This window comes from Microbulbifer sp. ABF4_148, from assembly GCF_056158985.1.
This window is the reverse complement of record NZ_JBSWUI010000001.1, coordinates 3,975,389-4,001,104: the sequence shown is the minus strand read 5'-3', so window position 1 is coordinate 4,001,104 and position 25,716 is coordinate 3,975,389. Positions and strand designations below refer to the sequence as shown.

Below are 25,716 nucleotides of genomic sequence, written 5' to 3'. Positions count from 1 at the left end.
CCAACAATGCATCTGACAACTAACGTGGCGTGGAAACCGCGCTTTTCGCGGTGCGCTTGGATTCTATTGATGACTCAGGGGAGGGGAAAATGACAGATCTGTATGAGATTCCTGTAACGACTCAGGCCGGTGAGGCGACGACGCTCGAAGAGTTTCGAGGCAAAGTGCTGCTGCTGGTGAATACGGCCAGTAAGTGTGGATTCACGCCGCAGTATGAAGGGCTGGAAGAGCTGTATAAAAAGTACGCGGATCAGGGGCTGGTCGTGCTCGGGTTCCCGTGCAACCAGTTTGGCAGTCAGGAACCGGGTTCCGATGAAGATATTCAGTCTTTTTGCTCGCTGAACTTTGGTGTGAGCTTTCCGATGTATTCCAAGATTGAGGTCAATGGGCCGAATGCACATCCGCTCTACGTTGCGCTCAAGCAGCAAGCGCCGGGTATTTTTGGCACCGAAGGCATCAAGTGGAATTTCACCAAATTTCTCGTCGACCGTGATGGCCAGGTAGTAAAGCGTTTTGCTCCGAAAGACAAGCCGGCGGCGATGGACGAGGAAATCGCCAAGCTGCTCGCCTGAACCACTGCGCGATAGGCAATCGGTGGTAGCGGCTCCCCCGGTCGCTACCGAAACCGCTTAACTATTCACCGGCCGCTTTTGCAGTTTGCGCTGCAGCGTGCGCCGGTGCATGCCAAGGCTGCGTGCGGTTGCGGAAATATTGCCATCGTGTTCAGCCAGCACGCGCTGAATGTGTTCCCACTCCATGCGATTCACTGAGGGCGGCTTTGCAGAAATGCTGGCAGCCGGGGCTGTTGCAGGGGCATCTCCGAGTGCTTTCAGCAGATCCAATGTCGATGCGGGCTTGCACAGATAGTCATCAGCACCAAGTTTGATGGCGGCCACCGCGGTGGCGATACTCGAGTAGCCTGTCAAAAGAAGAATTCGGCAGTGGTCACTGGTCTTGCGCAGGGGCTCAATCAGATTCAGGCCGCTTTCAGATCCGATTTTGAGATCAAGAACGGCGGCATCGTATTGGTGGGTTTGGATCCATTGCATTGCGCCATCGACGGACTCGGCATCGTCGATACAGTAGCCTTCCCGTCTCAATGCCCGCGACATCATGTGTCGGGCGGCATCATCGTCATCGACCAACAAGAGTTTGCGCATGCTCACGAGCGACTCGCCTCTTTTTCTCGTCTGTCCTCAAAGGGAATGCTCAGCGTCGCACAACTACCGATAGTGCGACGGGTCAGTTCAAAGCTTCCTCGCAACTGGTGGATAGCGGCGCGTGTCAGTTGCAGTCCAATACCGAGGCCTGGTGTCTTTACGTCTTTGTCGGATTCGCTCTGGAGCGGGCCTCCCCTGTCGACAACAGAGAGCGTCAGCGCCTGGTGGTTCCACCGGGCCTCGACGGTGATCGGTTCGTCGCTGGCATCCGCAGCATTATTGAGTACGTTAGTGAGTGCTTGCTCGAGTGCCAGCGGGATCACCCGGCAGAGGGCCGTGTCTCCCTGAGCTTGCAGCTGATAGCGCGCTTGGGGGCGCAGGAGTTGCCAGCGATCGAGCACCCGCTGCAGCCATTGCCTAATGGGTAGTGCCTCCGCCGACTCGGGGTCACTGGCCCTCGATTTCAGTTGCTGCAAGGTCTGATTGCAGAGCGACAGCTGTTGATCCAGCAGTTCGATATCCTGTTCGCGCTCTTCAGGGCTCGCATCTGCGCGTTTCAATTCCTCAACCAGCAAGCCCATCGTGTGTAGTGGAGTTGCCAGTTCGTGTGCGGTCCCGGCAGCCAGGGTGGCGATGGACATCAGCTGGTCCTGCTGGGCACGTTCCTGTTGCAGTTGCGTCAGGCGCTGATCACGCCGACGGAGTGCTGCGCTCATCTCGCTGACAAATCCGGCAATGAGGAGGGCGGTCAGGGAAAAGGTTGCCCACATGCCGACAATATGCTGACGAAAACCCGCATCGGCAGGCTGCATATGATGAGCGTGGGTATTCTCGGTACCGGGAAAGTAAATCAGCAGCCAGGTGTAGGTCGCGATGCACAGCGCGGCAAAGGACCAGACCAGAACCCTGGGTAGCGTGGCGGCAATGGTGATCAGCGGTACGAGCAAGTACGTGACAAACGGATTGGAAGCGCCACCGCTGACCACGAGCAGGGGGGTGAGCCAAAGCCAGTCGGCGGCAACATGCAGAAAGAATTCACCGCGTGAGATGGGGTGGCGTGCCAGTGTTCGAATACCGCTCGCGACGGTTGCCAGTGCCCCCAGGGCGACAAACAGGGCGAAGCTAAACTGCAGCTGTCCCTGTTCCCGGGATATCAACCAGAGCCCCGTGAGCGCCAGTCCTGTCAGGGTAATCGCCCGCAGCGCCGTGAAACGCCGGAGGTTGTCCAGAGTCGGATTGGAAAATAGTGAATGGGGATTTGCCTGCATGGATACTGGTACCTCGCTGGCAATAGTGTCCCCATTTTGCCCGGCAGGGTAAAGCGAGGCTGTAGACCCAAATTCGCCTTTGGTCACGACGATACCCTCGATTCGGGAGCCTCCGACTTACCAGCGGTAGGTCGCGCTCAGCTGCCATTGCCGGCCATAGCCGGGCATGCGCGTGCCCTGGGCGATTTCCTGCCCGTTAGGACGGTAGATGCCTGCGAGGTGGTCGAAGTAGCGGCGATCGGCCAGATTGGTCATGTTGAGCCCCAGTGACAGGGCTTCGGACACTGCATAGACGGTCCTGGCATTGACCAGCGCGTAGCCGTTTGATTGCTGCTCCGCATTGATCATGCTGGTCCGGTTCTGGGCTCCGCGAGCCACCAGCTCCAGGGTTGTTTGCCAGCCATCCTGTGCATAGGTCAGGTCGAAGATGCCCTCCAAAGGTGCGAGTCGGTAAAGCGGTTCATTGAGGGTGAGGCTGTCGCCGCGCACATAGCTGATACGCGCGCTGGCTTGCAAGCTGTCATTGAATTGCTGCCGGTATTCGACTTCCAGGCCACGCAAGCGGGCATCGGTGTTGGCGAACTGTAAGGGAGCCTTGCCGCCCATCATGGTGGCCACCCGATTGGCGGTCTCATTGCCACTCGGTGTGCCCTGGATGTAGTCTTCGATCTCCCGCCAAAAAGCCGTTACGTACACCGCTACCGCGTCTTTCTGATAGTGCCAGCCAGCGAGGAGTTCTCGCTGGGATTCGTTCCTGAGACGGGTATCACCGATGTATGTGTATCCGTCGCCCAGGCCCCCGGTAGCTTCCATGGGGATCCACAGATAGAGCTCCTGATAGCTTGGGGCCCGCTCTTTTTGGCTGCCGCCAAATGTCAGGCGTTGTGAGCCGGAGAGGTTGATCTGGCCCTCAGCCACCAGATCCAGCAGGTTGAAGGAGCGGTCGCGGGAACTTTGGGTAAATTGCATCGATAGCATGTCAACCATCGCCTGCATGTCCATCATGGGCATCATCAACATGTCGCCGCCCATCATCATCGGCATCGCTGCACTGGCCGCTCCAGCATCCGTGCTGACACGGCTATAGCGTGCACCCAGCTGCCATTGCACGCCGCCGAGTTCGGGGGTTAGTTCGGCAAAAGCGCTATTTCGTTTGCGTTCGACGGCCTGAAAATTTTCTACCCGAAACATGGGATTATTGGGGTTGGTGATATTCGCATCGTGCTCGCTGGCACGCTGGCTGACGCCGGCGTGCCAGTACCCGTGCTGCCACTCCAGTGCCAGGTCTTGCATCGCGCCATTGGCGGCGGTCAGCCGGTGGCGCATAGGATCCGCATTCTGGCGAAGGGAAAAATTATCCATTGCATGGAATATATCTTGCCGTGCATAGCGAATGCGGAAGGCACCTGCTGACGTTTCCCGCTGCGCGCCGAGGCGCCACTGCTCGCTGTCGATCAGGCCGATATCCATGGGCAAAACCGGCGTGCCGGTGTCGCTGGTTTCCAGCTCGACATAGCTGCCCCGCCACTGCCAGCCCAGCGCTTCAGTCGCGCCGAAGACCTCCGCAGTATTGCGGTCATGACGCGTTGCGACGATATCGCCCCCACCAAAGGACAGGTCATCCCCGGACGAAAGTAGTAAACGGGTTCCCAAGTAGGATCCCTCTGAACCGACACTACCCTGAAATGCAGCCATCTGTTGTGCATCGCTACCTGCTTGCAAGGCAAGGCGGCCCTGCAGTCCTCCTCCGGCCGGATAGGCGCGCTCGATATCTACTGCTCCGCCGAGAGCCTCGGCGCCGGCGCTGACTGGCGCAATGCCGCGATAGTGGTGCGTCCGAACCACAAATGCAGGTATGGCGTAGGAAAGGGGACTGTCCATGGCATTGGGGCCGCCGGTGGCTGGCGCCAACCCGTCGATATTGACCCTGACTCGATCTCCGGATACACCGCGAATCTGCAGGATAGAAGTCAGTGGGCCATTGCCATTCGCATTGACGCCAGCATGTTGTTTGAGTGCGCTACCCGCGTCGAGTGCGATGTGTGTTGTGGAACCTTCCGCGTGATAGCGGGTGCCTACAACAGAGACTTCCTCCAGATCCGTGCCGGAAGCAGCGGCGGCCAGTACGAGTGAGGTGAGCATTTGGTGTCCTACCTGACGGTGCTAAAACTTGGTAGGCACAATTGTAAAAACCAAAGCGGCTTCTGGGGATGCGACGGATTGTCGCAGGGGCGGGACTTGCCCGTATCCGGTGTACCCGGCAGGCTGCCAATCGGATAGCAGCCTGCCGGTGATTTATGCGAGCGGAGTCTGTAGCGGCATGATCTCTACGTCATCGCCCTCGGCGACGTCAGCGCCGTCCTGAGGCAGTACGATAAAACAGTTGGCATTCGCCAGCCCGGACAGGATGTGGCTGCCCTGGATACCGACAGGACTGACCGCCAGCTGTCCGTCAGCGCCCGTAGAAAAGACGCCGCGCTGAAAGTCGGCGCGGCCAGGTTTCTTCCGTAATGGTGCGGTCAACCTGGCGCGCAGTGATAGGGGAGTATCGGGCTTGGATCCGCTGACTTGCTGCAGCGCCGGCACTGCCAACAAATAAAATGTTACCAGTGCAGAAACGGGGTTGCCGGGCAACCCGAAGAAGGGCGTGTTCCGCATACGTCCAAACGCGAAGGGTTTTCCCGGCTTCATCGCGATCTTCCAGAGATGGAGTTCTCCTTCTTGCTCCATCACTTCCCGGGTGTAGTCTGCCTCGCCTACCGAAACGCCTCCAGAGGTAATGATCGCGTCTGCTTTTCCTGCTGCATCGTGCAGCGCCGCGGCGATTTTTTCACGCTGGTCCGGCAGTGCGCCGAGGTCGAGTACGTCGGCACCCAGCTGTTGCAGAGCGCTGGCAAGCGCTACGCGATTGCTGTCAAAAATTTCTCCCGGTGCCAGCGGCTCACCGGGTTGCCGCAATTCATCACCCGTCGAAAAAATAGCGACCACGGGCCGCGCGAGAACGCGGACATGGGCGGTGCCTGCCGCTGCAGCAAGTGCGATATGCGCTGTGGTCAAGCGCTGGCCAGCAGGAATCAGAGTGTCGCCGCTGCGCACATCTTCGCCCTGGACGCGAATATTGTCTCCGCGATGAATGTTCTCCGGGTTTGTAAAAGTCACGCGGCCATTTTCCGCACGACAGTTTTCCTGCATCACGACCGTATCCGCTCCTTCAGGAACGACCGCGCCGGTCATGATCCGAATACAGGTGCCAGAGGGCATCTGCCCCGCAAAAGGTGCGCCGGCAAACGCCTTGCCTGCGAGAGGCAGCGAGTTGTTGCCGGTGATATCAGAGTGACGCAGGGCGTAACCATCCATGGCCGAGTTGTCGTAGGGCGGCAGGTCAACAGCGGCAGCAACTGGGTGGGCAAGAATACGTCCCGCCGCGGCGATCAGTGCGACCTGTTCAGTGCGCTCGAGTGGCGTGATGGCTTCCAGCAGTCGTTGCTGAGCTTGGGGCAGGGGCATCATGCCGGGCTGGTTATTGCAGTCGATCGTCATATCGGAACCGGGTTCGGAGGAAATAGAGGGGCAGGGTAACAAAGCAGGCCAGAGCTGCTCAATGCCGGGGCCTTGCGAGGTTTTGGGGCGCCTAAAGCCTCTTGTGCGCCACCTTGGTGCGGCGCGTGGCGGAATTATCCACCGGATTGTTTTTAATGGGGAGAATTGTGCCAAAAAGCTCCATGGGTAGTCGTGCAAATCCCCATCAAGTTGATACACTGGCCACTGGTTAAACACCGAGTCCCCGCGCCTAAGCGCAGCGCACTATTTGCGTATGGTCAGGGGACCGTGTCCTGGATAGTCCACGGGCACCAGGGTTGTACGGGAAACCGGCCAGCCTCCCGACTTGGAAAGGCGTTTAATGTTACAAGATAATTTTGGGCGAAGGTTTTACTACCTGCGCCTGTCCGTTACGGATGTCTGCAACTTTCGTTGCAACTACTGCCTGCCTGATGGTTACCAGTGCGATAGCTCAGTGGAGCGTGAAAACCCCCTGAGTGTTGCTGAGGTAGCCACGGTTGCCCGTGCATTTGCCAGTCTCGGCACTGAAAAAATCCGCCTCACCGGTGGAGAGCCTTCCCTGCGCCGTGATCTCGTCCCGCTGATTGAAACCGTGAGTGCAACGCCGGGAATTCGTCGCGTGGCATTGACCACAAATGGTTACAAGCTGGTCGAAAGTATCGATCAATGGCAGGCAGCAGGTCTCGACCGGCTGAATGTCAGCATTGACTCGCTCGACCCGGCGCAGTTCCACGCGATTACGGGCCACGACAAGCTGGACAAGATTCTGCGTGGGGTCGAGCGCGCCCTGGCCCTGGGCGTCGAAACCAAGATCAACGCGGTTCTGTTGCGCGAGCATAACCTGACACAGTTTCGTCAATTCCTTGATTGGATTCGTACCACGCCTGTCAGTTTGCGTTTTATCGAGCTAATGCGCACAGGTGACAATCGTGAGTTTTTCGCCAGTAACCACGTGGCCGGTGCAGATATCGAGAAGCTGCTCTTGCAGGAGGGCTGGCAACTGGTTCCCTCTTCCCGCGATGCAGGTCCTGCGCGCGAATATGCCCACCCGGATTACTGTGGACGAATTGGCCTGATTACGCCCTATGGCAAAGACTTCTGCTCAAGTTGCAACCGTTTGCGAATCTCCGCCCAGGGCGCCTTGCACCTCTGCCTGTTTGCCTCCCAGGGAATTGATTTGCGTAAAGTGATTGCGAGTGGGGATAGCGCCTTACTGGCAGAGCGCATACGGGCCTGTATTTCCGGAAAAGAAGCGACGCATTACCTCGATGAGGGGTATACCGGTGCGACGCGTAACCTTGCCATGCTCGGTGGATGACGTGTCTTTTCCAAACGCGTGTGGCGTAGTGCTGGCGGGCGGACGCTCGAGCCGAATGGGGCGTGACAAATCGGAACTGAGGGTTACCGGTGCCGGCACATTTTTACAGTGCGCACGCGCTCGGCTCGAATCGCTTGGCCTGGGGGAGGTGATGGTCAGCGGTGCCGGTGGTGTAAAAGATATTGTCCCGGAGCAGGGGCCCCTGGGTGGACTGCATGCGATTGCAAATCGCACGGTGAAGACGGGCTTGCTGGTTATTCCGGTGGATATGCCACGGTTGTCTTCGGAGACTTTGCGGAAACTCCTGCAAGTCGGCACGCAGTCCAGTCAGGCGTGCTATATCGGACAGTTTTTTCTGCCGGTTTGGCTGCCGCTGAACGAAACGGTGAAGCAATTTCTCCAGCGTGCGGTTGACGGAGAGGGACCGAGATCGTTTCGCGCTCTGCTCACCGAGGTTGCTGCCCGCTCGCTGCCACTGTGTGGCGGCGCCGAAGAGTTTGCCAACATCAATACACCATCGGAATACCGTGCTTTGTTTGCGTCCGGAGCAGCCGGCGCGCAGTACGATTTAGAGAATACAGGATAAGAGAGCTGGCTATGTCAGGACATGCTGCGCGGGAATTTGTCCCGCTGAAAATTGCCGTACTTACGGTTTCGGATACCCGTACGGAAGAAAACGATACTTCCGGACAGTTCCTTGCCGAGGCGTTGCGTACCGAGGGACATCTACTCGTCGACAAGAAGATTGTGCCCGATGACATATACCAGTTACGCGCGGTGGTATCAGGTTGGATCGCAGATGCTGGCGTGCAGGTCGTGTTGGTTACCGGTGGAACGGGCTTTACTGATCGTGATTCCACCCCGGAGGCCCTGCAGCCATTGTTCGACAAGACAGTAGAGGGTTTTGGCGAGTTATTCCGGCATATTTCCTATGGAGAGATTGGCAGCTCCACCGTCCAGTCACGCGCATTGGCGGGCCTGGCCAACCATACCCTGATTTGTTGCATGCCGGGATCAACCGGAGCCTGTCGCACGGCCTGGGAGGGCATCCTGCAACAACAGCTGGACGCTCGTCATCGCCCGTGTAATTTCGTCCCGCATGTTCAGGGCGCACAGCAATGTGACCCGCGGAGTGTTTCGTGAAGGATTTGACCCATCTCAATGCCCGGGGCGAGGCCAATATGGTCGATGTCACTGACAAGGCAGTGACTGAACGTAGTGCCACGGCAGAAAGTGCCGTACATATGTCCGGAGGGGCATTCGCGTCTCTGCGTGCCGGGAACAATAAAAAAGGTGATGTGCTGGCTGTCGCACGTATCGCTGGCATCCAGGCCGCTAAAAAAACCGCCGAATTGATTCCCCTTTGTCATCCGCTGGCGCTCACCAAGGTTGAGTTGGATTTCGAGCTGGATGCTGAAGGCCATTCGGTTCGTGTGCGCAGCTTTTGTCGGCTGGCGGGGCGGACGGGGGTTGAAATGGAGGCGCTTACCGCGGCTTCGGTGGCAGCACTCACCATCTACGATATGTGCAAGGCGGTTGACCCGGCCATGGTAATCGGCCCTACAAAACTGTGTGAAAAGGTCGGTGGCAAGCGCGGCCACTGGCGGGCAGATTCGTCTGCCGAGGAGCGTTAGCGACATGATCAAGGTGCTATTTTTTGCCCGGTTGCGTGCACAGTTGGGTGAGTCGCAACTACAGGTTACAGAATTCTCAGGCAGTGTTGCGGCATTGCTGGATCAGATTTGTCGACAGCAGCCCGATTGGGCGCCGTTGCTGCGTGCAGCCGATATTCAGGTTGCGGTGAATCAAGAGATGGCGTCATGGGAGACTCCGGTAAAGGCGCAGGATGAAGTCGCTTTTTTTCCACCGGTGACCGGGGGCTGATTCGGGTGCCGCGATGGAAGTAAGTAACGCAACGACGATGCACGCACACTCACCGGTTACGGCTGTTCCTGATTGGATTGAAGTGCGTGAAATTAAGATTGATGTGGCCGCTGAGTATTCGGCGTTGCGTAGGCACAATACTGAAGACGGTGCCTGCGCGATGTTTACTGGCTCGGTGAGGGATTTTAATGCGGGTGCCGGCGTTACCTCGCTTGCGCTTGAGCATTACCCCGGCATGACGGAAAAGAGTCTCCAGCGTATCGTCGCCGATGCGCGGACACGCTGGTCGCTCGGTCGCGTGCGTTTGGTGCATCGGGTGGGATCGATGACGGTATCGGAAGATATTGTTTTTGTGGGGGTGACGAGTCGCCACCGTCAGGATGCTTTTGCCGCGTGTCATTACATCATGGATCGACTGAAAACCGAGGCGCCTTTTTGGAAGCTGGAATCCGATGGGTCCGGTGAGCAGTGGGTCGAGGCCCGGGACAGCGATACGCAGGAATTGGAAAAGTGGGCGTGCGACTGATAGCGCTGTGTCTTGCGCTGGTAATTTCTGTGCCCGCGACGGCTGAATGTCGCCTCAGGGTTGCTGTGGCAGCGAGTTTTCGCCCGGCACTGGAATCCGTTTTGCCAGACTTCCGCGAAATGCAGCGTTGCGAGGTGCGAGTCACCAGTGGCAGTTCGGGTGCGCTCTATCAGCAGTTACTGCACGGTGCGCCGTTTGATCTTTTTCTTTCCGCAGACAGCCTGCGGCCTGAGTTGCTCGAACAGGCTCAGCAGGTTCTGCCAGGTTCGCGCCATTCCTATGCGTCAGGACGTCTGGCCTTGTGGGCCCCGGGCGCTGTGCAACCAGATGCCGATACCTTGAAGCACTATCGTGGGCATCTGGTGGTGGCAGATCCCCAGGTCGCCCCCTTCGGTGTCGCGGCGCGGCAGGTGCTGCAGAAGCTGGCGGTGTGGCCAGAGGCTGATGTTGCAGAAGAAATCCAGGCGGCCAGCAACCCCGGTAAGTCGATTCAGCTGGCCATGACCACGAATGCCGGACAGGCGTTTTTGCTGCTGGATAACGGTGCTGCGCCGTTGGGTTTCGTTGCAGCCAGTCAGTTATTTACGGCTGGTAAAACGGCGGGCTTCTGGCTGGTACCCAGTGACTGGCATCAGCCGATAGATCATCAGTTGGCGATCCTTAAGTCGAGCCCCCGCCCCGACGCCGCTGCGGCATTGTCGCGGTTCCTGCGCAGCGCTGCGGTGCAGGCGCGCCTGCAAGAGATCGGTTATGCGGGGGCGCGGGGCTGAGATGTCTGCCGCTGATCTTGAGGCAATCTGGTTGACCCTGCAGCTTGCCGCGGTAACCACCCTGATTCTGCTCGCCATTGGTATACCGCTGGCGTGGTGGCTGAGCCAGTGGCAGAGCCGCTGGCGGCATCTGGTCGAGGTGTTGATTACCTTGCCGCTGGTGTTGCCACCGACAGTGCTCGGTTTTTATTTATTGCTGTTGTTCTCCCCCAATTTTCTGCCGGGACGCTGGCTGGCTGAAGTCAGTGGTGGGCCGCTGGTGTTCTCCTTCAAAGGCCTGGTGGTGGCCTCGGTGATTTATTCGCTACCCTTCATGGTGCAACCATTGGTGGGCGCGTTTGCCCAGGGTGGAGCGCGATTGGCGCAGGTCGCGTCGACACTGGGGCTGCCGCCGGTTGCTGCCTTGCTGCGGGTGGTGTTGCCAGCATGCCGTCCGGCACTCATCAGTGCGTGCGCGCTGACCTTTGCGCATACGTTGGGCGAGTTCGGTGTGGTGCTGATGATTGGTGGTTCCATTCCGGGCGAAACCCAGGTGGTATCCATCGCCCTGTTTCAGCATGTCGAAGCGCTTGAGTACGGCGCCGCCCATCGGCTCGCGCTGACACTGTTTGCACTCACGACGGTGCTGTTGCTCGCTGCACGCTGGCTGTCAGCAGGACGCAGTCGCCCCATGCTGTTTGCGGACGGGAGGGTGCAGTGACGGAAAACTGGCTTCAGGTGCGTGACTTGCACACTGCCGCGAACCCGGGTGAAGCCTGGCAGTTCAGTTTGCCGGACAAAGGTTGTATTGGCCTGAGCGGGCCGTCGGGCGCCGGTAAGACGTCTTTACTCGGAGCGCTGGCGGGAACGGGTTCTGCCAGCGGGCATATTGCATGGGGTAAAAACATTTGGCTGGACGGAAGGCTGCGCACCGCTCCCCATCGCCGCGATGCGTGTCAGGGTTTTCAGGACACCCGTCTTTTTAGTGGTGCCTCAGTCGCTGACAATCTGGCGCTGGCGCATCGCTATAGTCGCAGATCGTTGCCGGAAGAGGAGCGGCGGTCTCTGGTGCGGGCTTTTGGCATTGAGTCACTGCTGTCACGGCCCGTTGAGCAGCTCTCGGGAGGGGAAGCCCAGCGTGTCGCGCTGCTGCGTCAGCTCTTTTCCAATGCCAGACTGCAGCTATGCGACGAAGCCCTTTCTGCAGTGGATCGCCCGCAACGATTGCGTGGATTGTTACCACTGTTGGCGGACTTCTGGCGGCGCCATCCGGCACTGGTGATCTGGACCAGTCACTGCGTCGAGGAAATCCAGCTGCTGGCAGCGCAGTGTTTGTGGCTGGAGGACGGTGCCTTGCAGGGGTTGCTGTCGGTAGAGGAGGTGGCGGCCCGACTCGAGGGTGAGCAAATGCCGGCCTTCAGCCGCCTGCGTGCCGAGGTGGTCTCCCAGGAGGGTGGCTTGCTGGCACTCGATTGCGGTGGCGAGCGTCTCTATGCGGATCGCCTGACCGGGTCCTTTCAGTCCGGTCAGGAAGTGCATTTTCTGTTGGCGGCAGCGGACGTGAGTCTGGCCCTGCAGCCACCGGGCCCCTCAAGCATCCTTAACTGCGTGCCGGTCACGGTGACCGCGGTTGCGCGACTGGACAATGGTCGGAAGCGTCTCGGGCTGAGCGCAGGCGAGGTTCATTTTGCCGCGGACATTTCTGCACTGTCCTCCGAGCGGCTGTCCCTCGAGGTCGGTACCCGGTGTTTCGCTCAGTTCAAGGCCGGTGCGCCCCTGGGCCTCTAGCCCGCCTTGCCCCCTGTGTTTCGCCGGGCCTGCATTGATGCAAAATATACCGTAAATTGCTCTCCTGAATAGGATGTTCATTCCTTGCTGATGCTTCAGTGGGTGGGTTTTTGTTTTTTTATCCCTCAGATGGCATTTTCTTAGGATGCGCATTGAAGCGCGGCTCAGCAGCAGGCTATAGTGGCGCCAACTGAGATCAACCAAGTCGGCCGCTATGCAAACCGCACTTTTCAGCATCGGATCTGCTGCCATTACCCCAGTTTTCTCGCTGCGACTGCCCGGTTGTGGCAGATAATTTTATTCCCCCTCCGTCAGACAGAATTCCACACTTATTGTTGATTCGTGCGTGGACAGCGGCAATGACGCTGTTTAGCCTCGGGCCATACTAGGAGAGCCCAGATGAGTACCCAAAAAGAAAAATTAGTCATCTTCGATACCACATTGCGCGACGGCGAGCAGAGCCCCGGCGCGTCGATGACCAAGGAAGAGAAAATCCGCATTGCCCGTATGCTGGAGCGAATGCGCGTTGATGTGATCGAGGCGGGGTTTGCGATCGCCAGCCCCGGCGACTTCGAGGCCGTGCAAGCCGTCGCCGAAACCGTCAAGGATTCCCGTGTGTGCAGCCTGGCCCGAGCCGTAGGGCCCGACATCATCCGTGCGGGTGAGGCGCTCAAGAATGCCAATGCGTCGCGTATTCACACCTTTATCGCGACGTCCCCGATCCACATGAAATACAAGCTGCAAATGGAGCCGGAGCAGGTTCTGCGGCAGGCAGTCGACGCGGTGCGCCATGCCCGTCAGTTTACCGACGATGTGGAATTCTCGCTGGAGGATGGCAGCCGCTCAGAGCCGGAATTTATGTACCGGATTATTGAGGCGGTCATCGCTGCTGGTGCCGGCACCATCAATATTCCCGACACGGTCGGTTATGGTGAGCCAGGTGAATACGGAGCCATGTTCAAGCGTGTTATCGAGAATGTGCCCAATGCCGATAAGGCAATTTTCTCCACACACTGTCACAACGACCTGGGTTTGGCGGTAGCGAACTCGCTCTCCGCGGTGATGAATGGCGTCCGCCAGGTAGAGTGCACCATCAACGGGTTGGGTGAGCGCGCTGGCAACGCTTCTCTCGAGGAAATTGTGATGGCGGTGCAGACGCGACAGGACCTGTTCCCGGTAGAAACCCGCATTGATACTGCCCACATTGTGCCTACCTCGCGCATGGTGTCGTCTATTACCGGATTCCCGGTGCAGCCCAACAAGGCCATTGTGGGCGCTAATGCCTTCGCCCACGAATCGGGTATCCACCAGGATGGCGTGCTGAAGCATCGCGAGACCTATGAAATTATGCGTGCCGAAGATGTGGGCTGGGGGCAGAACCGACTGGTGCTCGGCAAGCACTCCGGCCGAGCGGCGGTGAAGGCGCGTTATGAAGAGCTGGGTATTGAGTTTGAAGATGCCGGCGAATTCCAGGCAGTGTTCCAGCGCTTTAAGGAGCTGGCTGACAAGAAACACGAGATCTTTGATGAAGATCTTCAGTCTCTGGTAACCGAGGTCGAGGCCCCGGTAGAAAAGTTCGGCCTGGAAGCCATCGATGTGCACAGTCGCAGCGGTCAGCGTCCCAAGGCGATGCTGCAGCTGCGCATTGGTGATCAGGAGGTCAGTGCCGAGGCAGAGGGCAGTGGCCCGGTGGATGCCACGTTCAAGGCCATTGAATCCGTGGTGGAGAGCGGTTCCGATCTCAAACTGTATTCGGTCAATGCCGTTACCCAGGGTACAGACTCCCAGGGCAATGTAACGGTGCGCCTGGAGCGTGATGGACGACTGGTCAATGGTGTCGGTGCGGACACAGATATTCTGGTTGCCTCTGCACAGGCGTACCTGGATGCCTTAAACTTGCTCGCTTCCGGAGAGAGTAAGAAAGTAGGCGTCTAATGCACGAGCGACATCGCGCGGAGTATCTTCAGGCACTGGGTGTTCCCAGCTATATGCCGCGCTTTGTCCTGCCGCTGGCCCCCGCGCCGCGGCAGGCCCAGTTGCCGCCCGCGGCGGCACCGGATAAGCCTGTGCCATCTCACTCTGTCGCCCAGTTGGTATCGGCAGAGTCCATCCCCGATCACAGTGGTTCGTCACCCCTGCCTCCCTCCGCCCTCGGCGAGACCAGCCCTGCCGATACTTCGGCGCTGCAAGCCGCTGTGGCCGGGGTGGCTTCTGAAGTGTCTATCGCCCGCAATGCGCCTTCCCCAACCGCAGTGGCCGCGCCACCGCAGCAGGTTTCGCCCTTTGTGCTGAGCTGCTGGTGGCTGGGAGAGGAACTGTTGGCGGTGGATAGTCGCGAGCCGGGCATTGCGCTGCCGGTCGAGTCGCTGTTCAAGAATATTGTCCGGGCACTGGGCTGGGACCAGCTCACCGGGGAGAGCGAGCGATTGCAGTGGCCACTGGCCGAGAACCCGTTCGCTGCGGCAGCGGGAGCCACTGATGCGCGCGATACCTGCAGTGTCTGGTTAGAGGCGGCCAGTGCGCGTCGTCCGGTTAAAGCCATCTGGTTGATGGGCGCTGCCGCGCGCGAGTACTGCGCCCCCATTTCGCTGGCCACTCCTCTGGTCGAGGGCAGTGAGAGCGATTGGAACGGCATCAGAATAATCGCCATGCCCAGTTTGTCTGATCTGCTGCAGGAGCCCGCGCGTAAGCGTGAACTTTGGGCGCTGTTGCAGCGAGCCTATCCGCAACAGACGCGTCGCCAATGACCCCTGCCGAAGGCGGCGGTGGTGAGTTGCGGCTTGCCACCTTGGCCGATTGTCCGCAACTGGCAGTGTTGGCGGCGATGGCCCACCTTCACCCCTGGAGCGAGCAGCAGTACCGCGATAGCTTGAGTGCGGGGCACGAGTGTTGGCTGCAGCTTGATCCGAGCGGAGAGCCGGTGGCTTGTTGTGTGGTGTCTTCCGTGTTGGATGAGTGCGAAATACTGGATATTGCCGTGGCGCCTCATTGGCGTCGAAGAGGTATCGCGCGAGATCTGTTGCGAAAGGTCATGGCCTCGGTGCCTTCCGGAGGGCGGCTGTTACTGGAGGTGCGTGAGTCCAATCGTGGCGCGCGGGCACTGTACCTCAGTTTGGGGCTTCACGAAGATGGCCGGCGCCCAGGCTATTACCGATTAGCGGATGGGGGTAGGGAAGATGCGCTGCTGATGAGTTGGCAGTGTCCTTAAATCCCGGCATTGGTTTCCCCGGACGAGTAATAACCCGCATGTTGCGGCACGAAACTGGCATTGGCCGGTCACAGGGGGGCACCCCTGTCAGCCTCCTGCAGTCGAAATGAGATATTCATGCTGAAGACCAACCATCCCTCACTGCTGGAAGGCTCTGTCGCCGCGCACCTGAAGCGCCTGGCGTTGCCGATGGTGTGGGGCATCCTCGCCACCATGTCGTTCAATCTGGTGGATACCTATTTTGTTGCTCAGCTGGGCAATGGACCATTGGCGGCGATGAGCTTCACCTTTCCCGTAGTGATGGTGATCAATGCGGTGGCCATTGGCCTGGGGGCCGGTACTTCTTCGTCCGTCGCACGGGCGTATGGTGCTGGAGAGCTCGATCGGGTCCGGCGACTTGTCACGGATTCGGCACTGCTCGCGCTGGTGGTTTCCCTGGTGATATCCGTCGCCGGGCTGCTGACCATTGATCCGCTGTTTCGCCTGTTGGGGGCCGAAGACGATATTCTGCCGATGATCTCCGACTATATGGTGATCTGGTACCTCGGCGCGGTATTCAATGTGGTGCCGATGGTCGCTTTGTCGGCATTGCGTGCCATCGGCAATAGCGCCATTGCCGGTCGGGTGATGTTACTGGTCGCCCTGTTTAACCTCATCCTCGATCCGCTGCTGATCTTTGGGTTGCTGGGTTTCCCACGCCTGGAGTTGCAAGGGGCTGCCCTGGCCACCGTGATCGCCCGTGGGGTGAGTTTCTTTATTGCGCTGTATTTCTTGGTGCGACGCGAGCACCTGTTGGCTGCGCCCGACTGGCACTGGCCGTCGGTGCGCGACTCCTGGGCCGACCTGATGCGGGTCGGCCTGCCGGCTGTCGCGACCAATGTCATTATTCCTGTGTCCGGAGGCGTAGTCGTGGCTCTGGTGGCCGCCCATGGCGCCGATGCGGTGGCCGGGTTGGGGGTGGCGATGCGTATTGAGCCCCTGGCATTGATCATCTTCTATGCCCTGTCTTCGGTCGTGGGGCCTTTCATTGGTCAAAATGCCGGTGGTGGCAAGCCTGAGCGTATGCAGGAAACGGTGCAGGTTCTGGCGCGCTTCTGCCTGGGCTGCGGGGCGGTGTTGGCAGTGATGCTGTACTTCGTTGGTCCGCTGCTGGCGCGACAGTTCAGTGATTCTCCGGAAGTGCTTGCGGTGGCGGTCGCCTATCTGGTGCTGGTGCCCTTCAGTTATTGCGGTTATGGCTTTGTCATGTCTGCGAATGCGGCCTTCAACGGCCTCAGTAAGCCTCTACCGGCTACGGTAATTTCTTTCCTGCGTGTGTTGGGGGTGTACCTGCCGCTGGCATGGGTGGGGAATTACCTGTGGGGGGTGAACGGGCTGTTTCTTGCCGCTGCGGCGGCCAATATCCTGATCGGGTTACTGGCCTGGTGGTGGTTGCGGCGCGAGGTCGGCCATCATGGTGCGGGCGTGCCGGCCACAAGCTAACCTCGCACCAATTCCGCCTGTTTATTTCTCCATTGGGCGGGTTGCCCGCTCAAGCCAGCTGCGCGTCTCTTCACTGACCAGTGGCGAGAGGGTTTCCCTGACCCGCTGATGGTAACGATTCAACCAGTCCAGTTCGCCTTCCGTCAGCAACTTGGGATCGATCAGCTTGCGTTCGATCGGCGCCAATGTGAGTTCTGCAAACTCGAGAAAGCCGGGATATCGCTCGCTCTGTGTCACCACCACCAGATTTTCGATGCGGATACCGTATTGGCCAGTCAGGTAGAAGCCGGGTTCGTTCGACAGGATCATACCTGCTTCCAGTGCGACTCCGGTGCTGACCTTGCCGATTCGCTGAGGGCCTTCATGCACGCTGAGGAAGCTGCCCACTCCATGGCCGGTACCATGGGCATAGTCGAGGCCGACATCCCACAGTGCGCGACGTGCGAAGGCATCGATTTGTTCGCCGCAAGTGCCCGCGGGGAAGCGCAGGGTGGCAATGCCGATGTGTCCCTTCAGTACCCGGGTAAAGTTCTCGCGGGCGTGCTCGGGAAATTGTCCAAGCGCCACGGTGCGCGTCACGTCAGTGGTGCCGTCCGGATATTGCCCGCCAGAGTCGATCAGGTAGAGACCTTCCTCGCGCATCGGCAAGCTGGACTCCGGAGAGACTCGATAGTGAACGATGGCGCCATTGGGGCCATAGCCGGAGATGGAGTCAAAGCTGTCATCGGTAAAGCCGGCGCACGCTTCGCGCTTGGCGCGCAATAGCTGTACCGCCTTGAGTTCGTCGAAGTCGCCGCCGGCGACCGCGCCGGGCAGGGACGCAAGAAACTCGCACAGCGCGGCACCATCGCGCTCATGGGCAGATTGGGCACCGGACAGTTCTACCGGGTTCTTGCAGGCCTTGGCACCGGTAATCGGGTCCCGTTCCAGCTGCAGTTCGATATCCAGCGCGCGGAAATGCTGCAGTGTCCAGCAGTTACTGATTGCGGGATCGACCCAGACTTTGGCGACATGCTGGCGCTGTGCAGCGGCGAACAACTCCGACTTTTCACTGACCAGTTCGACGGAGTCACCCAGATGCTGTCGCAGGACATCGCTGACCGCGTTCGGGTGCAGGTACAGGGTGGCCGAACCATCGCGATACAGGAGCCCACAGGAGAGGGCCACCGGCAGGTGGGGAATGTCGTCCCCGCGAATGTTAAACAGCCAGGCGCAGACCTCGGGATTGGCGAGCCACAGTGCGTCCGCTCGGCGCTCTGCGAGCCGCTCGGCGATTCTCTGACGCTTGCTGGCGGAGCTTTCTCCGGCGAGTGATTCCGGGTGTGGCTTGGCGCCACCACTGGGGCTGGCGGGGCGGTCACTCCAGACCGCGTCGAGCGGATTTTCTTCCAGCGGCTGCAGTGTGATGTCCCGTTGTGCCAGTAAATGGCGCAATGCAGCGAGCCCCGGTTCACTGTGCAGGCGCGGATCGAAGCCTAGTGCCTGGCCGGGCTCGAGATTGTCCAGGAGCCACTGGTTAATGGAGGCCGGATTGAGGTCCAGCTGTTCCAGCGGCTGGTCACCAATTTGTTGCTGGGCCTGCAGGGTGTAGCGGCCGTCCACGAACAACGCCGCATGCTCACCGGCCATGGCAGCGAGTCCGGCGGAGCCGGTAAATCCGGTCAGCCAGGCCAGGCGTTCGTCACAGGCGGGGACGTACTCGTTCTGGTATTCATCCCCGCGCGGGATCAGGAATCCCTGTACATGCTGTTGGGCCAGCTGTCCGCGCAGCGCCGCTAGTCTCTCCGTGCTCATGGCATTACCCCCTGGGTTAAATCGCTGGAACAGGGGCCGGTACGCCCCAAATCCATGTTGAAACTGGTTAAAAAGTCGGCACTTTGCCGGGGTTTGGCGTGTATAATGCGCTGCTTGATTTCCTGCGCAACAGCCGAGTTATTACAGCCTAAATATTATGGGTCAGAGTTCTTCCCTCGCCGGTATTGGCGGCCGCCGTACTTTCGCCATTATTTCCCACCCGGACGCCGGTAAAACGACCGTGACCGAAAAGCTGCTGCTGTTCGGAAACGCGATTCAGCTGGCGGGTTCCGTCAAGGGCAAAAAGGGCCCCCACGCGCGCTCGGACTGGATGACCATGGAGCAAGAGCGGGGAATTTCCGTGACCTCGTCGGTGATGCAGTTTCCTTATAAAGACCGGGTCGTCAACCTGCTGGATACCCCGGGACACGAAGATTTCTCCGAAGATACCTATCGGGTGCTTACGGCGGTGGATTCCGCGTTGATGGTGATTGACGGCGCCAAGGGTGTCGAGGACCGTACCATCAAGTTGATGAACGTGTGTCGATTGCGCACCACGCCGATTCTGTCATTCATCAACAAGCTCGACCGCGATATCCGTGACCCGATTGAGGTGATGGATGAAATCGAGGAGGTGCTGAATATCCAGGCGGCGCCGATCAACTGGCCACTCGGTTCCGGTAAAGAGTTTAAGGGTGTCTACAACCTGTACACTGACACGATCCACGTTTTCCAGCAGGGGCAGGGTCACACCATCCCCGAGGACATCCAGATTAAAGGGCTGGATTCCGATGAGGCCACTGAGTTGCTGGGCGAGTACGCCGACGATATTCGCGATGAGATCGAGCTGGTACGTGGGGCTACCCATGAATTTGACCTGGAAGCCTACCTCGCCGGTGAACTGACGCCGGTATTTTTTGGTACCGCACTGGGTAATTTTGGTGTGCGCGAATTCCTCGATGGTTTTGTAGAGTGGGCACCGGGTCCGCAGACGCGGGAAACCAACGAACGCCGTGTCCAGCCTGAAGAGGAAAAATTTAGCGGTTTCGTTTTCAAGATTCAGGCAAATATGGATCCTAAACACCGTGACCGTATCGCTTTTATGCGTGTCTGTTCCGGCACTTACAGTCGCGGCATGAAAATGAAGCACGTGCGTTTGGGTAAAGACGTCAAGATCGCCGATGCGGTGACTTTTATGGCTGGCGACCGCACCCATGTTGAAGAAGCGATTGCCGGTGACATTATTGGTTTACACAATCACGGCACCATCCAGATCGGCGATACCTTCACCGAAGGGGAAGCACTGAAGTTCACCGGGATCCCCAACTTCGCACCGGAACTGTTCCGTCGTATTCGTCTCAAGGACCCTTTGAAGCTCAAGCAGCTACAGAAAGGGCTGCAGCAGCTGTCGGAGGAGGGCTCCACCCAGGTGTTCTTCCCGCTCGATAACAACGACATCATCGTAGGTGCGGTGGGGGTGCTGCAGTTTGAAGTTGTGGCCTATCGCCTCAAGGATGAATACAAGGTCGAGGCGATATACGAAAACGTGAATGTAAATACGGCGCGTTGGGTCGACAGTGACAATGCCAAGGAGCTGGATAATTTCCGCCGAAAGGCGAGCATTAACCTGGCACTGGACGGCGCTGGGCACTTGACCTATCTGGCACCCACGCGAGTCAATTTGCAGCTGGCCGAGGAGCGTTATCCTGAGGTCCGCTTCTACTCCACGCGAGAGCACTGATGGACCGCAACTCCGATGGTAGTGGCGCAATAAAAAAAGAGAGGGCAGTAACCATGACCACTTCGGTTCCCAACGAGATTCCGGCAGAGGTGCCGCGTCTCCAAAGTCGATTTGTCGGCGCGATCGGTAAGGCGATCGTCAAGCTGATGGGATGGCGTTTTGACGGCGAGTTCCCGGCCGAGAAAAAGCTGATGGTGGCGATGGCTCCGCATACTTCCAATTGGGATTTCTTTGTCGCCATGCCGTTTCTCATGGCGATGCGTATCAAAGTCTCTTACATGATGAAGAAAGAGGCTTTTATTTTCCCGTTCAAGCGCCTGTTTGTCGCCCTTGGCGGTTTGCCGACGGATCGCAAGGCGGCAGGTGGCCTGGCGAAACAGATTTCCCATGCCTACCGACAGAACGAGCGGATGTGGGTCGCAATCATGCCGGAAGGTACACGCAAGCGCGTTGCCAAGTGGAAGAGTGGTTTTCTGCGTATCGCCTATGCAGCGGACGTGCCGGTGCTGTTGATTGCCTGGGACTTTCCGAACAAGCGACTGTGTGTTGACTCCCTCTACCGCCCGACCGGCGACCTCGAGGTGGATATGAAGGAAGTCCAGCGTCGTTTCAGCAAGTATCAGGGCCGTATCCCGGAGCACCAGACCCCGCTGGAAAATCACTGAGCAGCTCTGTGGCTTTTGCACCAGAGGTCACCTGGCTGGTTGCGCTGCTGCTGGTAATGGTGGCCTTTATTGCGGGGTTTGTCAGCGCGATTGCCGGTGCCGGGGGCACGCTGACGCTGCCCGCTTTATTGTGGGCCGGTATTCCTCCGCTGGAGGCTTTGGGGACCAATAAATTTCAGAGTGTCTTCGGGACTCTGTCTTCCGCGATCAATTACTTCCAGAAAGGACATCTGGATCTGCGTTCGATGTGGCCCGGGTTGTGCGCCGCCGGTATCGGTGCTGTGGCCGGTACCATGTGCGTGACCCGACTGGGGGCCGAACAGCTGGAGGTGTTGCTGCCGGTCATGTTGATCGGCATTGCGGTCTATTTTGCGCTGTCTCCGCGGATCGCGGATGTGGATGCGCACCCGCGAATGGACACATCGCTGTTCAACTGGCTGGTTGGTGGTGCCATCGGTTTTTACGGTGGTTTCTTTGGCCCCGGGATGGGGTCGATCGCTGCGTTGGCCTATACGGCTTTACTGGGTTACAACATGCGCAGGGCAACAGCGTATGCAAAACCACTGGTACTGATTACGAACGGGACCGCCATGGTGGTATTTGCCCTGGGAGGGCATTTGATCCTCTGGCTTGCGATCGGTATGTCGGTGGCGCAGGCGGTAGGTGCCCGGCTCGGGTCCAATCTGGTGATCAGCCGTGGGGCTGCGCTGGTCAGGCCCGTAATTATTGCGGCAACCGTCGCGGTATCCGTCAAACTTATTATGGAAGCCTGAGCCAGGGGAGGTTGGGGTATGAGCTTGCTCATCACGCTGCTGATGTCATTCGTGATCTTCGCGGTGGTGATTTGGGGCTTGATGCATTTTAAGACGCCCCGTTTTCGTATGGAGCGGGCTGACTTCCTGCACGGCCTGGAAGATGTGATCGCCGGGCAGGCCGATGACAACGAGTGGCGGGTCCTGGTGGGCTATCCCATGCGACATGATCCGCCCCTGGAAGCGCTCAGGCTGGAATGCCTGACGATAGAGGAAACGGAATATACCGGGCTGATGCCCAACCTGTTCACCGCCGCTGGTATCGAACGCCTCAGGGAAGTGCGGGAACAATTACTCGAATTGATGAAACAGAAAACCTGAGAATATTCTCCAAGGATACAACTATGTTAAAACCCTTGATGACCCTGACTGGCGGAATTTGCGCAGCGCTCGCGGTTACCGCGTTGCACGCCAAATCCCTGTCGCCGGCAGATCTCTCTGTCGCCGAAGCGTTGCGAGACCGCGCTTTGGAATCCTCGGATGCCTACAGTCTTGTAGAGTCCCTGACGGTTGAAGTCGGGCCGCGCCCGGCAGGCTCCGAAGGGGATCGCCGCGCAGTGGCCTGGGCCCAGGAAAAAATGAAGGCGTTGGGTTTTGACCGCGTCTATACCGAGCAGATCGAGGTGCCCCGCTGGGCGCGGGGCCATGCGCATGCTCGCGTGGTAGCGCCGTTCCCACAACCGCTGGTGGTTACGTCACTGGGTTACAGTGTCGGCACGCCGGAAGGTGGGATTACTGCGGAGATCGTTGAGTTCGCCGATGTGGACGCGCTGATGAATGCGTCCGAAAAAGACCTGAAAGGAAAAATCGCCTTTATCAACAAGCGTATGGAGCGCACCCGTACCGGAGAAGGGTATGGCCCGGTCGTTGGAGGTCGCAGCAAGGGCATGGCGGCTGCTGCCGAAAAGGGCGCTGTCGCACTGGTGATTCGCTCGGTGGGTACTGACTCCGACCGCTTTGCACATACCGGCATGATGGCCTTCAAAGTGGATGAGCCGATTCCGGCACTGGCGCTCTCAGCGCCTGATGCCAATCTGGTGGAGGCCATGTTGCGCCGCGGCAAGCCAGTGACCCTTCAGCTGGACGTACACAACCGTCAGCTGGAGGACGGTCCCTCTTTTAACGTCATCGGTGAAATCACTGGCCGGGAAAAGCCGGAGGAAGTGGTCATCATTGGTGCTCACCTGGACTCCTGGGACGAAGGTACCGGCGCTCTGGATGATGGCGCGGGCGTGGCGATTGTGATGGAGACGGCGCGTCTGATCGGCGAGTTGCCGGAGCGTCCGCGTCGTACCCTGCGGGTTATCCTTTATGGTGCCGAGGAAATCGGACTGCTGGGCGCCAAGCAGTATGTCGAAGCGCATAAGGATGAGCTCGACAATATCGTCGCGATTTCCGAGTCTGATTTTGGCGCTGGCAAAATCTGGCGATTCGACACCAATCTGCCGAGCGACAAGCTCGATGTGGCGGATCAGATGATGCAGCTGCTCGCGCCGCTGGGGATTGAGCGTGGCCATAACAAGTCGTACGGTGGCCCGGATAGCAGTGTGTTTGTTGCCAAGGGGGTACCGGCGTTCGGCTTGTACCAGGATGGTACCGATTACTTCGATTATCACCACACGCCGAACGATACCCTCGACAAGGTAGATCCCGAGATTCTCAAGCAGAATGTTGCTGCGTGGATCGTCATGTCGTTTCTCGCTGTAGAAATGGAAGAAGACCTGGGACGAGTACCCAGCCTCGATTGAGTTGAATAGCGCCTGATTGGGTGCTGTACCCTCTTTTGGAAACCCCGCCTCGGCGGGGTTTTTTGTACCCGGATGAATGGCCATCGGGGGATTGCGGATGGTAGGCTGGAGTTGTTGACATGCACACCGCAAACCTTTTGCGCCCGCAATGGTGGCTTGCGAATGATGCCGGTTGCCGACCGCTGGAGGGGGGATGAGCCAGCTGAACTGATAACCAAATAAGGAAGGGTTGTGAAAGAAAAAATAATCATCGCGCTGTTTAGTCTGGCGCTCGCATCCTGCGCTTCGGTGCGCCCACAAAATGCCAGCGATTATGACCGGGAACTGGTTGCCCCGGATGAGACGCCGAACTTTGTGCTGGTTGGCAAGCAAGTGTACGAAGAGCCACTGTTGGGGGTTGGACTGGATTATGAAAACAAGCAGTACCCGACGGATAACATCAACGTCTATGTCTATCCGGTAGATGTTGTCTCCTGGGAGGACACCGACTCGGTGATTTCCTCCGAAATGGACGATGTCCTTGAGGAAATTGATCTCGCTATCCAGTACGGTAGCTACAAGTCGCGCTCGGAGCAGGTGCTTGAAGATTTCTCCTTTACCCATGATGGAAAGGAATTCCGGGGAAAGAAGGCCTCTTTTTCACTCGTTACCCCAAGCGAAGTGATGCTGTATTCGAATAGCTATGTATTTGTGAGTAAAGACAAGTACATCAAGTTTCGTACAAGCTTTGATAGTCGAGCGACCGTGAAGTGGGATGGTGACTCTGCTGTAACGGAAATTTTGCCCGCAATTGAGGTTCCCGACGAATCGCAATATATGAAGGCGTTGCGGGAGGAGCACCAGCGCCAGATTCAGCAAGCCTTGATGAACGCATTGCTTCAGGCTGTCAAGGAAGCGCAGTAGGCTGCCCGGTAGCAGGCCGTGGTGGCGGGATCAATGTACCTGCCCGGCCGATTAAATCGACCGCTCTAGTGTTATTTGGCCGCCAGGTCCTGCGTTTCCAGTAAGAGTTTCAGCGGGTCACTGGCAGGGTTTTCAGTGATGTACTGTGCGGAGTCCAGGAACAGTGCGAAGAGTTCATTTTGCGCGCTGACATGCAGCTTCTCGTAGATGTTCTTGCGGTGCTTGCGCAGGGTGTCGATGGCCACGCCCAGCTCCTCGGCGGCCTCTCTGGTACTGGTGCCGCGGAGCAATAAATCCAGCACAGATTTTTCCCGGCCAGTCAGGATACTGCTACCGAACATCTTCAATGCATGGGCGAGACTGGTCTCCAGGGCATGGTTGCTGTGGTTGAACGCTTCAAAAGTGGTGTTGCGTGCGTTCAGTAAAACCAGTTCGCGTACCAGCTCCTCCCCTCCGCGGAGCAGGGATATTTCCTCCGCGGAAAATGGTGCGGACTCCTCGGCTCGCATTAAACAGAGGTGCACGGCGCGATCATTGTCGATATTGATCATGATCACCGCCTCGTCATTGGTATGCAGGTCGGAGTAATACGTGCGGAAGTAGTCACTGTTATGCAGCTCGCCGGTAAATTCCGCCAGGCGCCGCACCCCCGAAGACTTTTCCCCTTTTAGAAACGCCAGGTAGAACGGGTCCAGCTGGTAGCCGCCGTTCCGATAATTGTCGATTTGTACCGTCTGATGGGTCTCGTCCATGTTGTAGTAGAGCGCCCGGGGAGTGGTACCGCGTCGGTAGAACCAGACCTGGGGGTAGTCAATGTGCACTTGCGCGGCGAGCGCCGCGAGCAATTTGGGGAAAAATCCGGTTCCGCCAATCGCGTGGACGACCTCGGACAGATGCAGGTTCCAGTCCGCCAGCGCGCGGTGATCGTGCATTTCAGACCTCGATGGTGCGCAAAAGCCGACAGGATAGGCAGGATTGGCGCAAAATACTTTATTGTTGGTATCAATATTGCACCGCTCTGGGGCGGTTGCTCGCCGAGCCGGCGCAAACGAATAGCGCCTTTTTCGACATTTGGCTTAGCCTAGCGCCATACGGGTACCTTATCTACC

At 58.5% G+C, this 25,716-nt stretch carries 26 protein-coding genes and 1 riboswitch; of the genes, 20 read left to right on the top strand and 6 right to left on the bottom strand.

Annotated features, from left to right (window positions below; genetic code table 11):
- Nucleotides 1-89 precede the first annotated feature (89 nt).
- Nucleotides 90-572 (top strand): glutathione peroxidase, encoded by a 483-nt coding sequence (locus ACXAD0_RS17600; protein ID WP_475090039.1) that lies wholly within the window; start codon nucleotides 90-92, stop codon nucleotides 570-572.
- 57 nt (nucleotides 573-629) lie between these two features.
- Here ACXAD0_RS17600 and ACXAD0_RS17595 read toward each other — a convergent pair whose 3' ends face one another.
- The 4 genes from ACXAD0_RS17595 to moeA all read right to left on the bottom strand — a co-directional run bounded on the left by ACXAD0_RS17595 (nucleotide 630) and on the right by moeA (nucleotide 5,968).
- On the bottom strand, nucleotides 630-1,160 hold the full coding sequence (locus ACXAD0_RS17595; RefSeq protein WP_475090418.1) for a response regulator transcription factor: 531 nt from the start codon (nucleotides 1,158-1,160) through the stop codon (nucleotides 630-632).
- Nucleotides 1,161-1,162: 2 nt separating this feature from the next.
- Entirely contained in the window at nucleotides 1,163-2,428 is a 1,266-nt protein-coding gene (locus tag ACXAD0_RS17590; protein ID WP_475090037.1) for a sensor histidine kinase, read from the bottom strand.
- 117 nt (nucleotides 2,429-2,545) lie between these two features.
- The gene (locus ACXAD0_RS17585) at nucleotides 2,546-4,570 is read right to left on the bottom strand and encodes a TonB-dependent receptor (protein ID WP_475090036.1); all 2,025 of its coding nucleotides are present in this window, start codon (nucleotides 4,568-4,570) and stop codon (nucleotides 2,546-2,548) included.
- A gap of 153 nt (nucleotides 4,571-4,723) precedes the next feature.
- On the bottom strand, nucleotides 4,724-5,968 hold the full coding sequence (gene moeA, locus ACXAD0_RS17580) for a molybdopterin molybdotransferase MoeA (RefSeq protein WP_475090035.1): 1,245 nt from the start codon (nucleotides 5,966-5,968) through the stop codon (nucleotides 4,724-4,726).
- Nucleotides 5,969-6,190: 222 nt separating this feature from the next.
- A riboswitch (molybdenum cofactor riboswitch) is annotated at nucleotides 6,191-6,341 on the top strand.
- Between moeA and moaA the strand changes: the two genes are divergently transcribed.
- The 13 genes from moaA to ACXAD0_RS17515 all read left to right on the top strand — a co-directional run bounded on the left by moaA (nucleotide 6,330) and on the right by ACXAD0_RS17515 (nucleotide 16,944).
- Nucleotides 6,330-7,307: a GTP 3',8-cyclase MoaA gene (gene moaA, locus ACXAD0_RS17575; protein ID WP_475090033.1), complete on the top strand. Its 978-nt coding sequence runs from the start codon at nucleotides 6,330-6,332 to the stop codon at nucleotides 7,305-7,307. It overlaps the preceding riboswitch by 12 nt.
- 1 nt (nucleotide 7,308) lies before the next feature.
- Nucleotides 7,309-7,893 (top strand): molybdenum cofactor guanylyltransferase, encoded by a 585-nt coding sequence (mobA, locus tag ACXAD0_RS17570; RefSeq protein WP_475090031.1) that lies wholly within the window; start codon nucleotides 7,309-7,311, stop codon nucleotides 7,891-7,893.
- Between the two features lie 11 nt (nucleotides 7,894-7,904).
- Nucleotides 7,905-8,450: a molybdenum cofactor biosynthesis protein B gene (gene moaB / locus ACXAD0_RS17565; RefSeq protein ID WP_475090029.1), complete on the top strand. Its 546-nt coding sequence runs from the start codon at nucleotides 7,905-7,907 to the stop codon at nucleotides 8,448-8,450.
- Entirely contained in the window at nucleotides 8,447-8,941 is a 495-nt protein-coding gene (gene moaC, locus ACXAD0_RS17560; protein WP_475090027.1) for a cyclic pyranopterin monophosphate synthase MoaC, read from the top strand. Before moaB ends, moaC begins: the two co-directional genes overlap by 4 nt.
- Before the next feature lie 4 nt (nucleotides 8,942-8,945).
- The gene (moaD, locus tag ACXAD0_RS17555) at nucleotides 8,946-9,191 is read left to right on the top strand and encodes a molybdopterin converting factor subunit 1 (RefSeq protein WP_475090025.1); all 246 of its coding nucleotides are present in this window, start codon (nucleotides 8,946-8,948) and stop codon (nucleotides 9,189-9,191) included.
- A 13-nt stretch (nucleotides 9,192-9,204) separates the two neighbouring features.
- A complete protein-coding gene (moaE, locus tag ACXAD0_RS17550; protein ID WP_475090024.1) occupies nucleotides 9,205-9,717 on the top strand; it encodes a molybdopterin synthase catalytic subunit MoaE in 513 nt (170 codons plus the stop codon).
- The gene (gene modA, locus ACXAD0_RS17545) at nucleotides 9,708-10,487 is read left to right on the top strand and encodes a molybdate ABC transporter substrate-binding protein (protein WP_475090023.1); all 780 of its coding nucleotides are present in this window, start codon (nucleotides 9,708-9,710) and stop codon (nucleotides 10,485-10,487) included. The genes moaE and modA overlap by 10 nt, the downstream gene beginning before the upstream one ends.
- Nucleotide 10,488: 1 nt before the next feature.
- The gene (modB, locus tag ACXAD0_RS17540; RefSeq protein WP_475090021.1) at nucleotides 10,489-11,187 is read left to right on the top strand and encodes a molybdate ABC transporter permease subunit; all 699 of its coding nucleotides are present in this window, start codon (nucleotides 10,489-10,491) and stop codon (nucleotides 11,185-11,187) included.
- A complete protein-coding gene (locus tag ACXAD0_RS17535) occupies nucleotides 11,184-12,254 on the top strand; it encodes an ATP-binding cassette domain-containing protein (RefSeq protein WP_475090020.1) in 1,071 nt (356 codons plus the stop codon). The genes modB and ACXAD0_RS17535 overlap by 4 nt, the downstream gene beginning before the upstream one ends.
- A gap of 399 nt (nucleotides 12,255-12,653) precedes the next feature.
- Nucleotides 12,654-14,189 carry a 2-isopropylmalate synthase gene (locus ACXAD0_RS17530; RefSeq protein ID WP_475090018.1) on the top strand — a complete coding sequence of 512 codons (1,536 nt, stop codon included), beginning with the start codon at nucleotides 12,654-12,656 and terminating at the stop codon, nucleotides 14,187-14,189.
- Nucleotides 14,189-15,001: a uracil-DNA glycosylase family protein gene (locus ACXAD0_RS17525; protein WP_475090016.1), complete on the top strand. Its 813-nt coding sequence runs from the start codon at nucleotides 14,189-14,191 to the stop codon at nucleotides 14,999-15,001. Before ACXAD0_RS17530 ends, ACXAD0_RS17525 begins: the two co-directional genes overlap by 1 nt.
- On the top strand, nucleotides 14,998-15,462 hold the full coding sequence (gene rimI / locus ACXAD0_RS17520) for a ribosomal protein S18-alanine N-acetyltransferase (protein ID WP_475090014.1): 465 nt from the start codon (nucleotides 14,998-15,000) through the stop codon (nucleotides 15,460-15,462). The genes ACXAD0_RS17525 and rimI overlap by 4 nt, the downstream gene beginning before the upstream one ends.
- A 117-nt stretch (nucleotides 15,463-15,579) precedes the next feature.
- Entirely contained in the window at nucleotides 15,580-16,944 is a 1,365-nt protein-coding gene (locus ACXAD0_RS17515) for an MATE family efflux transporter (RefSeq protein ID WP_475090012.1), read from the top strand.
- A gap of 21 nt (nucleotides 16,945-16,965) precedes the next feature.
- Here ACXAD0_RS17515 and ACXAD0_RS17510 read toward each other — a convergent pair whose 3' ends face one another.
- Nucleotides 16,966-18,738, bottom strand: a complete 1,773-nt coding sequence (locus ACXAD0_RS17510; RefSeq protein ID WP_475090011.1) for an aminopeptidase P family protein — start codon at nucleotides 18,736-18,738, stop codon at nucleotides 16,966-16,968.
- Nucleotides 18,739-18,895: 157 nt separating this feature from the next.
- On the opposite strand from ACXAD0_RS17510, the gene ACXAD0_RS17505 reads away from it, so the two are divergent.
- From ACXAD0_RS17505 to ACXAD0_RS17480, 6 genes are all read left to right on the top strand, one after another.
- Nucleotides 18,896-20,479: a peptide chain release factor 3 gene (locus ACXAD0_RS17505; protein WP_475090009.1), complete on the top strand. Its 1,584-nt coding sequence runs from the start codon at nucleotides 18,896-18,898 to the stop codon at nucleotides 20,477-20,479.
- A gap of 53 nt (nucleotides 20,480-20,532) precedes the next feature.
- On the top strand, nucleotides 20,533-21,144 hold the full coding sequence (locus ACXAD0_RS17500; RefSeq protein ID WP_475090007.1) for a 1-acyl-sn-glycerol-3-phosphate acyltransferase: 612 nt from the start codon (nucleotides 20,533-20,535) through the stop codon (nucleotides 21,142-21,144).
- An 8-nt stretch (nucleotides 21,145-21,152) separates the two neighbouring features.
- Nucleotides 21,153-21,917 carry a TSUP family transporter gene (locus ACXAD0_RS17495; RefSeq protein WP_475090005.1) on the top strand — a complete coding sequence of 255 codons (765 nt, stop codon included), beginning with the start codon at nucleotides 21,153-21,155 and terminating at the stop codon, nucleotides 21,915-21,917.
- Between the two features lie 18 nt (nucleotides 21,918-21,935).
- Nucleotides 21,936-22,277 (top strand): hypothetical protein, encoded by a 342-nt coding sequence (locus ACXAD0_RS17490; RefSeq protein WP_475090003.1) that lies wholly within the window; start codon nucleotides 21,936-21,938, stop codon nucleotides 22,275-22,277.
- Between the two features lie 23 nt (nucleotides 22,278-22,300).
- Entirely contained in the window at nucleotides 22,301-23,704 is a 1,404-nt protein-coding gene (locus ACXAD0_RS17485) for a M20/M25/M40 family metallo-hydrolase (RefSeq protein WP_475090002.1), read from the top strand.
- 231 nt (nucleotides 23,705-23,935) lie between these two features.
- Nucleotides 23,936-24,607, top strand: coding sequence for a hypothetical protein (locus ACXAD0_RS17480; RefSeq protein WP_475090001.1), 672 nt, complete (start codon nucleotides 23,936-23,938; stop codon nucleotides 24,605-24,607).
- 71 nt (nucleotides 24,608-24,678) lie between these two features.
- On the opposite strand, the gene ACXAD0_RS17475 is transcribed toward ACXAD0_RS17480, so the two are convergent.
- Nucleotides 24,679-25,539 (bottom strand): helix-turn-helix transcriptional regulator, encoded by an 861-nt coding sequence (locus ACXAD0_RS17475; RefSeq protein ID WP_475090000.1) that lies wholly within the window; start codon nucleotides 25,537-25,539, stop codon nucleotides 24,679-24,681.
- Nucleotides 25,540-25,716: the final 177 nt, after the last annotated feature.

Bases quoted from the DNA above. Each gene is read 5' to 3' on its own strand.
- moaE (WP_475090024.1), top strand. From the start codon at position 9,205: ATGGAAGTAAGTAACGCAACGACGATGCACGCACACTCACCGGTTACG.
- ACXAD0_RS17500 (WP_475090007.1), top strand. From the start codon at position 20,533: ATGACCACTTCGGTTCCCAACGAGATTCCGGCAGAGGTGCCGCGTCTC.
- moaA (WP_475090033.1), top strand. From the start codon at position 6,330: ATGTTACAAGATAATTTTGGGCGAAGGTTTTACTACCTGCGCCTGTCC.
- ACXAD0_RS17600 (WP_475090039.1), top strand. From the start codon at position 90: ATGACAGATCTGTATGAGATTCCTGTAACGACTCAGGCCGGTGAGGCG.
- moeA (WP_475090035.1), bottom strand. From the start codon at position 5,968: ATGACGATCGACTGCAATAACCAGCCCGGCATGATGCCCCTGCCCCAA.
- moaD (WP_475090025.1), top strand. From the start codon at position 8,946: ATGATCAAGGTGCTATTTTTTGCCCGGTTGCGTGCACAGTTGGGTGAG.
- ACXAD0_RS17490 (WP_475090003.1), top strand. From the start codon at position 21,936: ATGAGCTTGCTCATCACGCTGCTGATGTCATTCGTGATCTTCGCGGTG.
- ACXAD0_RS17590 (WP_475090037.1), bottom strand. From the start codon at position 2,428: ATGCAGGCAAATCCCCATTCACTATTTTCCAATCCGACTCTGGACAAC.
- ACXAD0_RS17515 (WP_475090012.1), top strand. From the start codon at position 15,580: ATGCTGAAGACCAACCATCCCTCACTGCTGGAAGGCTCTGTCGCCGCG.
- ACXAD0_RS17530 (WP_475090018.1), top strand. From the start codon at position 12,654: ATGAGTACCCAAAAAGAAAAATTAGTCATCTTCGATACCACATTGCGC.
- modB (WP_475090021.1), top strand. From the start codon at position 10,489: ATGTCTGCCGCTGATCTTGAGGCAATCTGGTTGACCCTGCAGCTTGCC.
- ACXAD0_RS17475 (WP_475090000.1), bottom strand. From the start codon at position 25,539: ATGCACGATCACCGCGCGCTGGCGGACTGGAACCTGCATCTGTCCGAG.
- ACXAD0_RS17505 (WP_475090009.1), top strand. From the start codon at position 18,896: ATGGGTCAGAGTTCTTCCCTCGCCGGTATTGGCGGCCGCCGTACTTTC.
- moaB (WP_475090029.1), top strand. From the start codon at position 7,905: ATGTCAGGACATGCTGCGCGGGAATTTGTCCCGCTGAAAATTGCCGTA.
- ACXAD0_RS17525 (WP_475090016.1), top strand. From the start codon at position 14,189: ATGCACGAGCGACATCGCGCGGAGTATCTTCAGGCACTGGGTGTTCCC.
- ACXAD0_RS17595 (WP_475090418.1), bottom strand. From the start codon at position 1,160: ATGCGCAAACTCTTGTTGGTCGATGACGATGATGCCGCCCGACACATG.
- ACXAD0_RS17485 (WP_475090002.1), top strand. From the start codon at position 22,301: ATGTTAAAACCCTTGATGACCCTGACTGGCGGAATTTGCGCAGCGCTC.
- ACXAD0_RS17510 (WP_475090011.1), bottom strand. From the start codon at position 18,738: ATGAGCACGGAGAGACTAGCGGCGCTGCGCGGACAGCTGGCCCAACAG.
- ACXAD0_RS17585 (WP_475090036.1), bottom strand. From the start codon at position 4,570: ATGCTCACCTCACTCGTACTGGCCGCCGCTGCTTCCGGCACGGATCTG.
- rimI (WP_475090014.1), top strand. From the start codon at position 14,998: ATGACCCCTGCCGAAGGCGGCGGTGGTGAGTTGCGGCTTGCCACCTTG.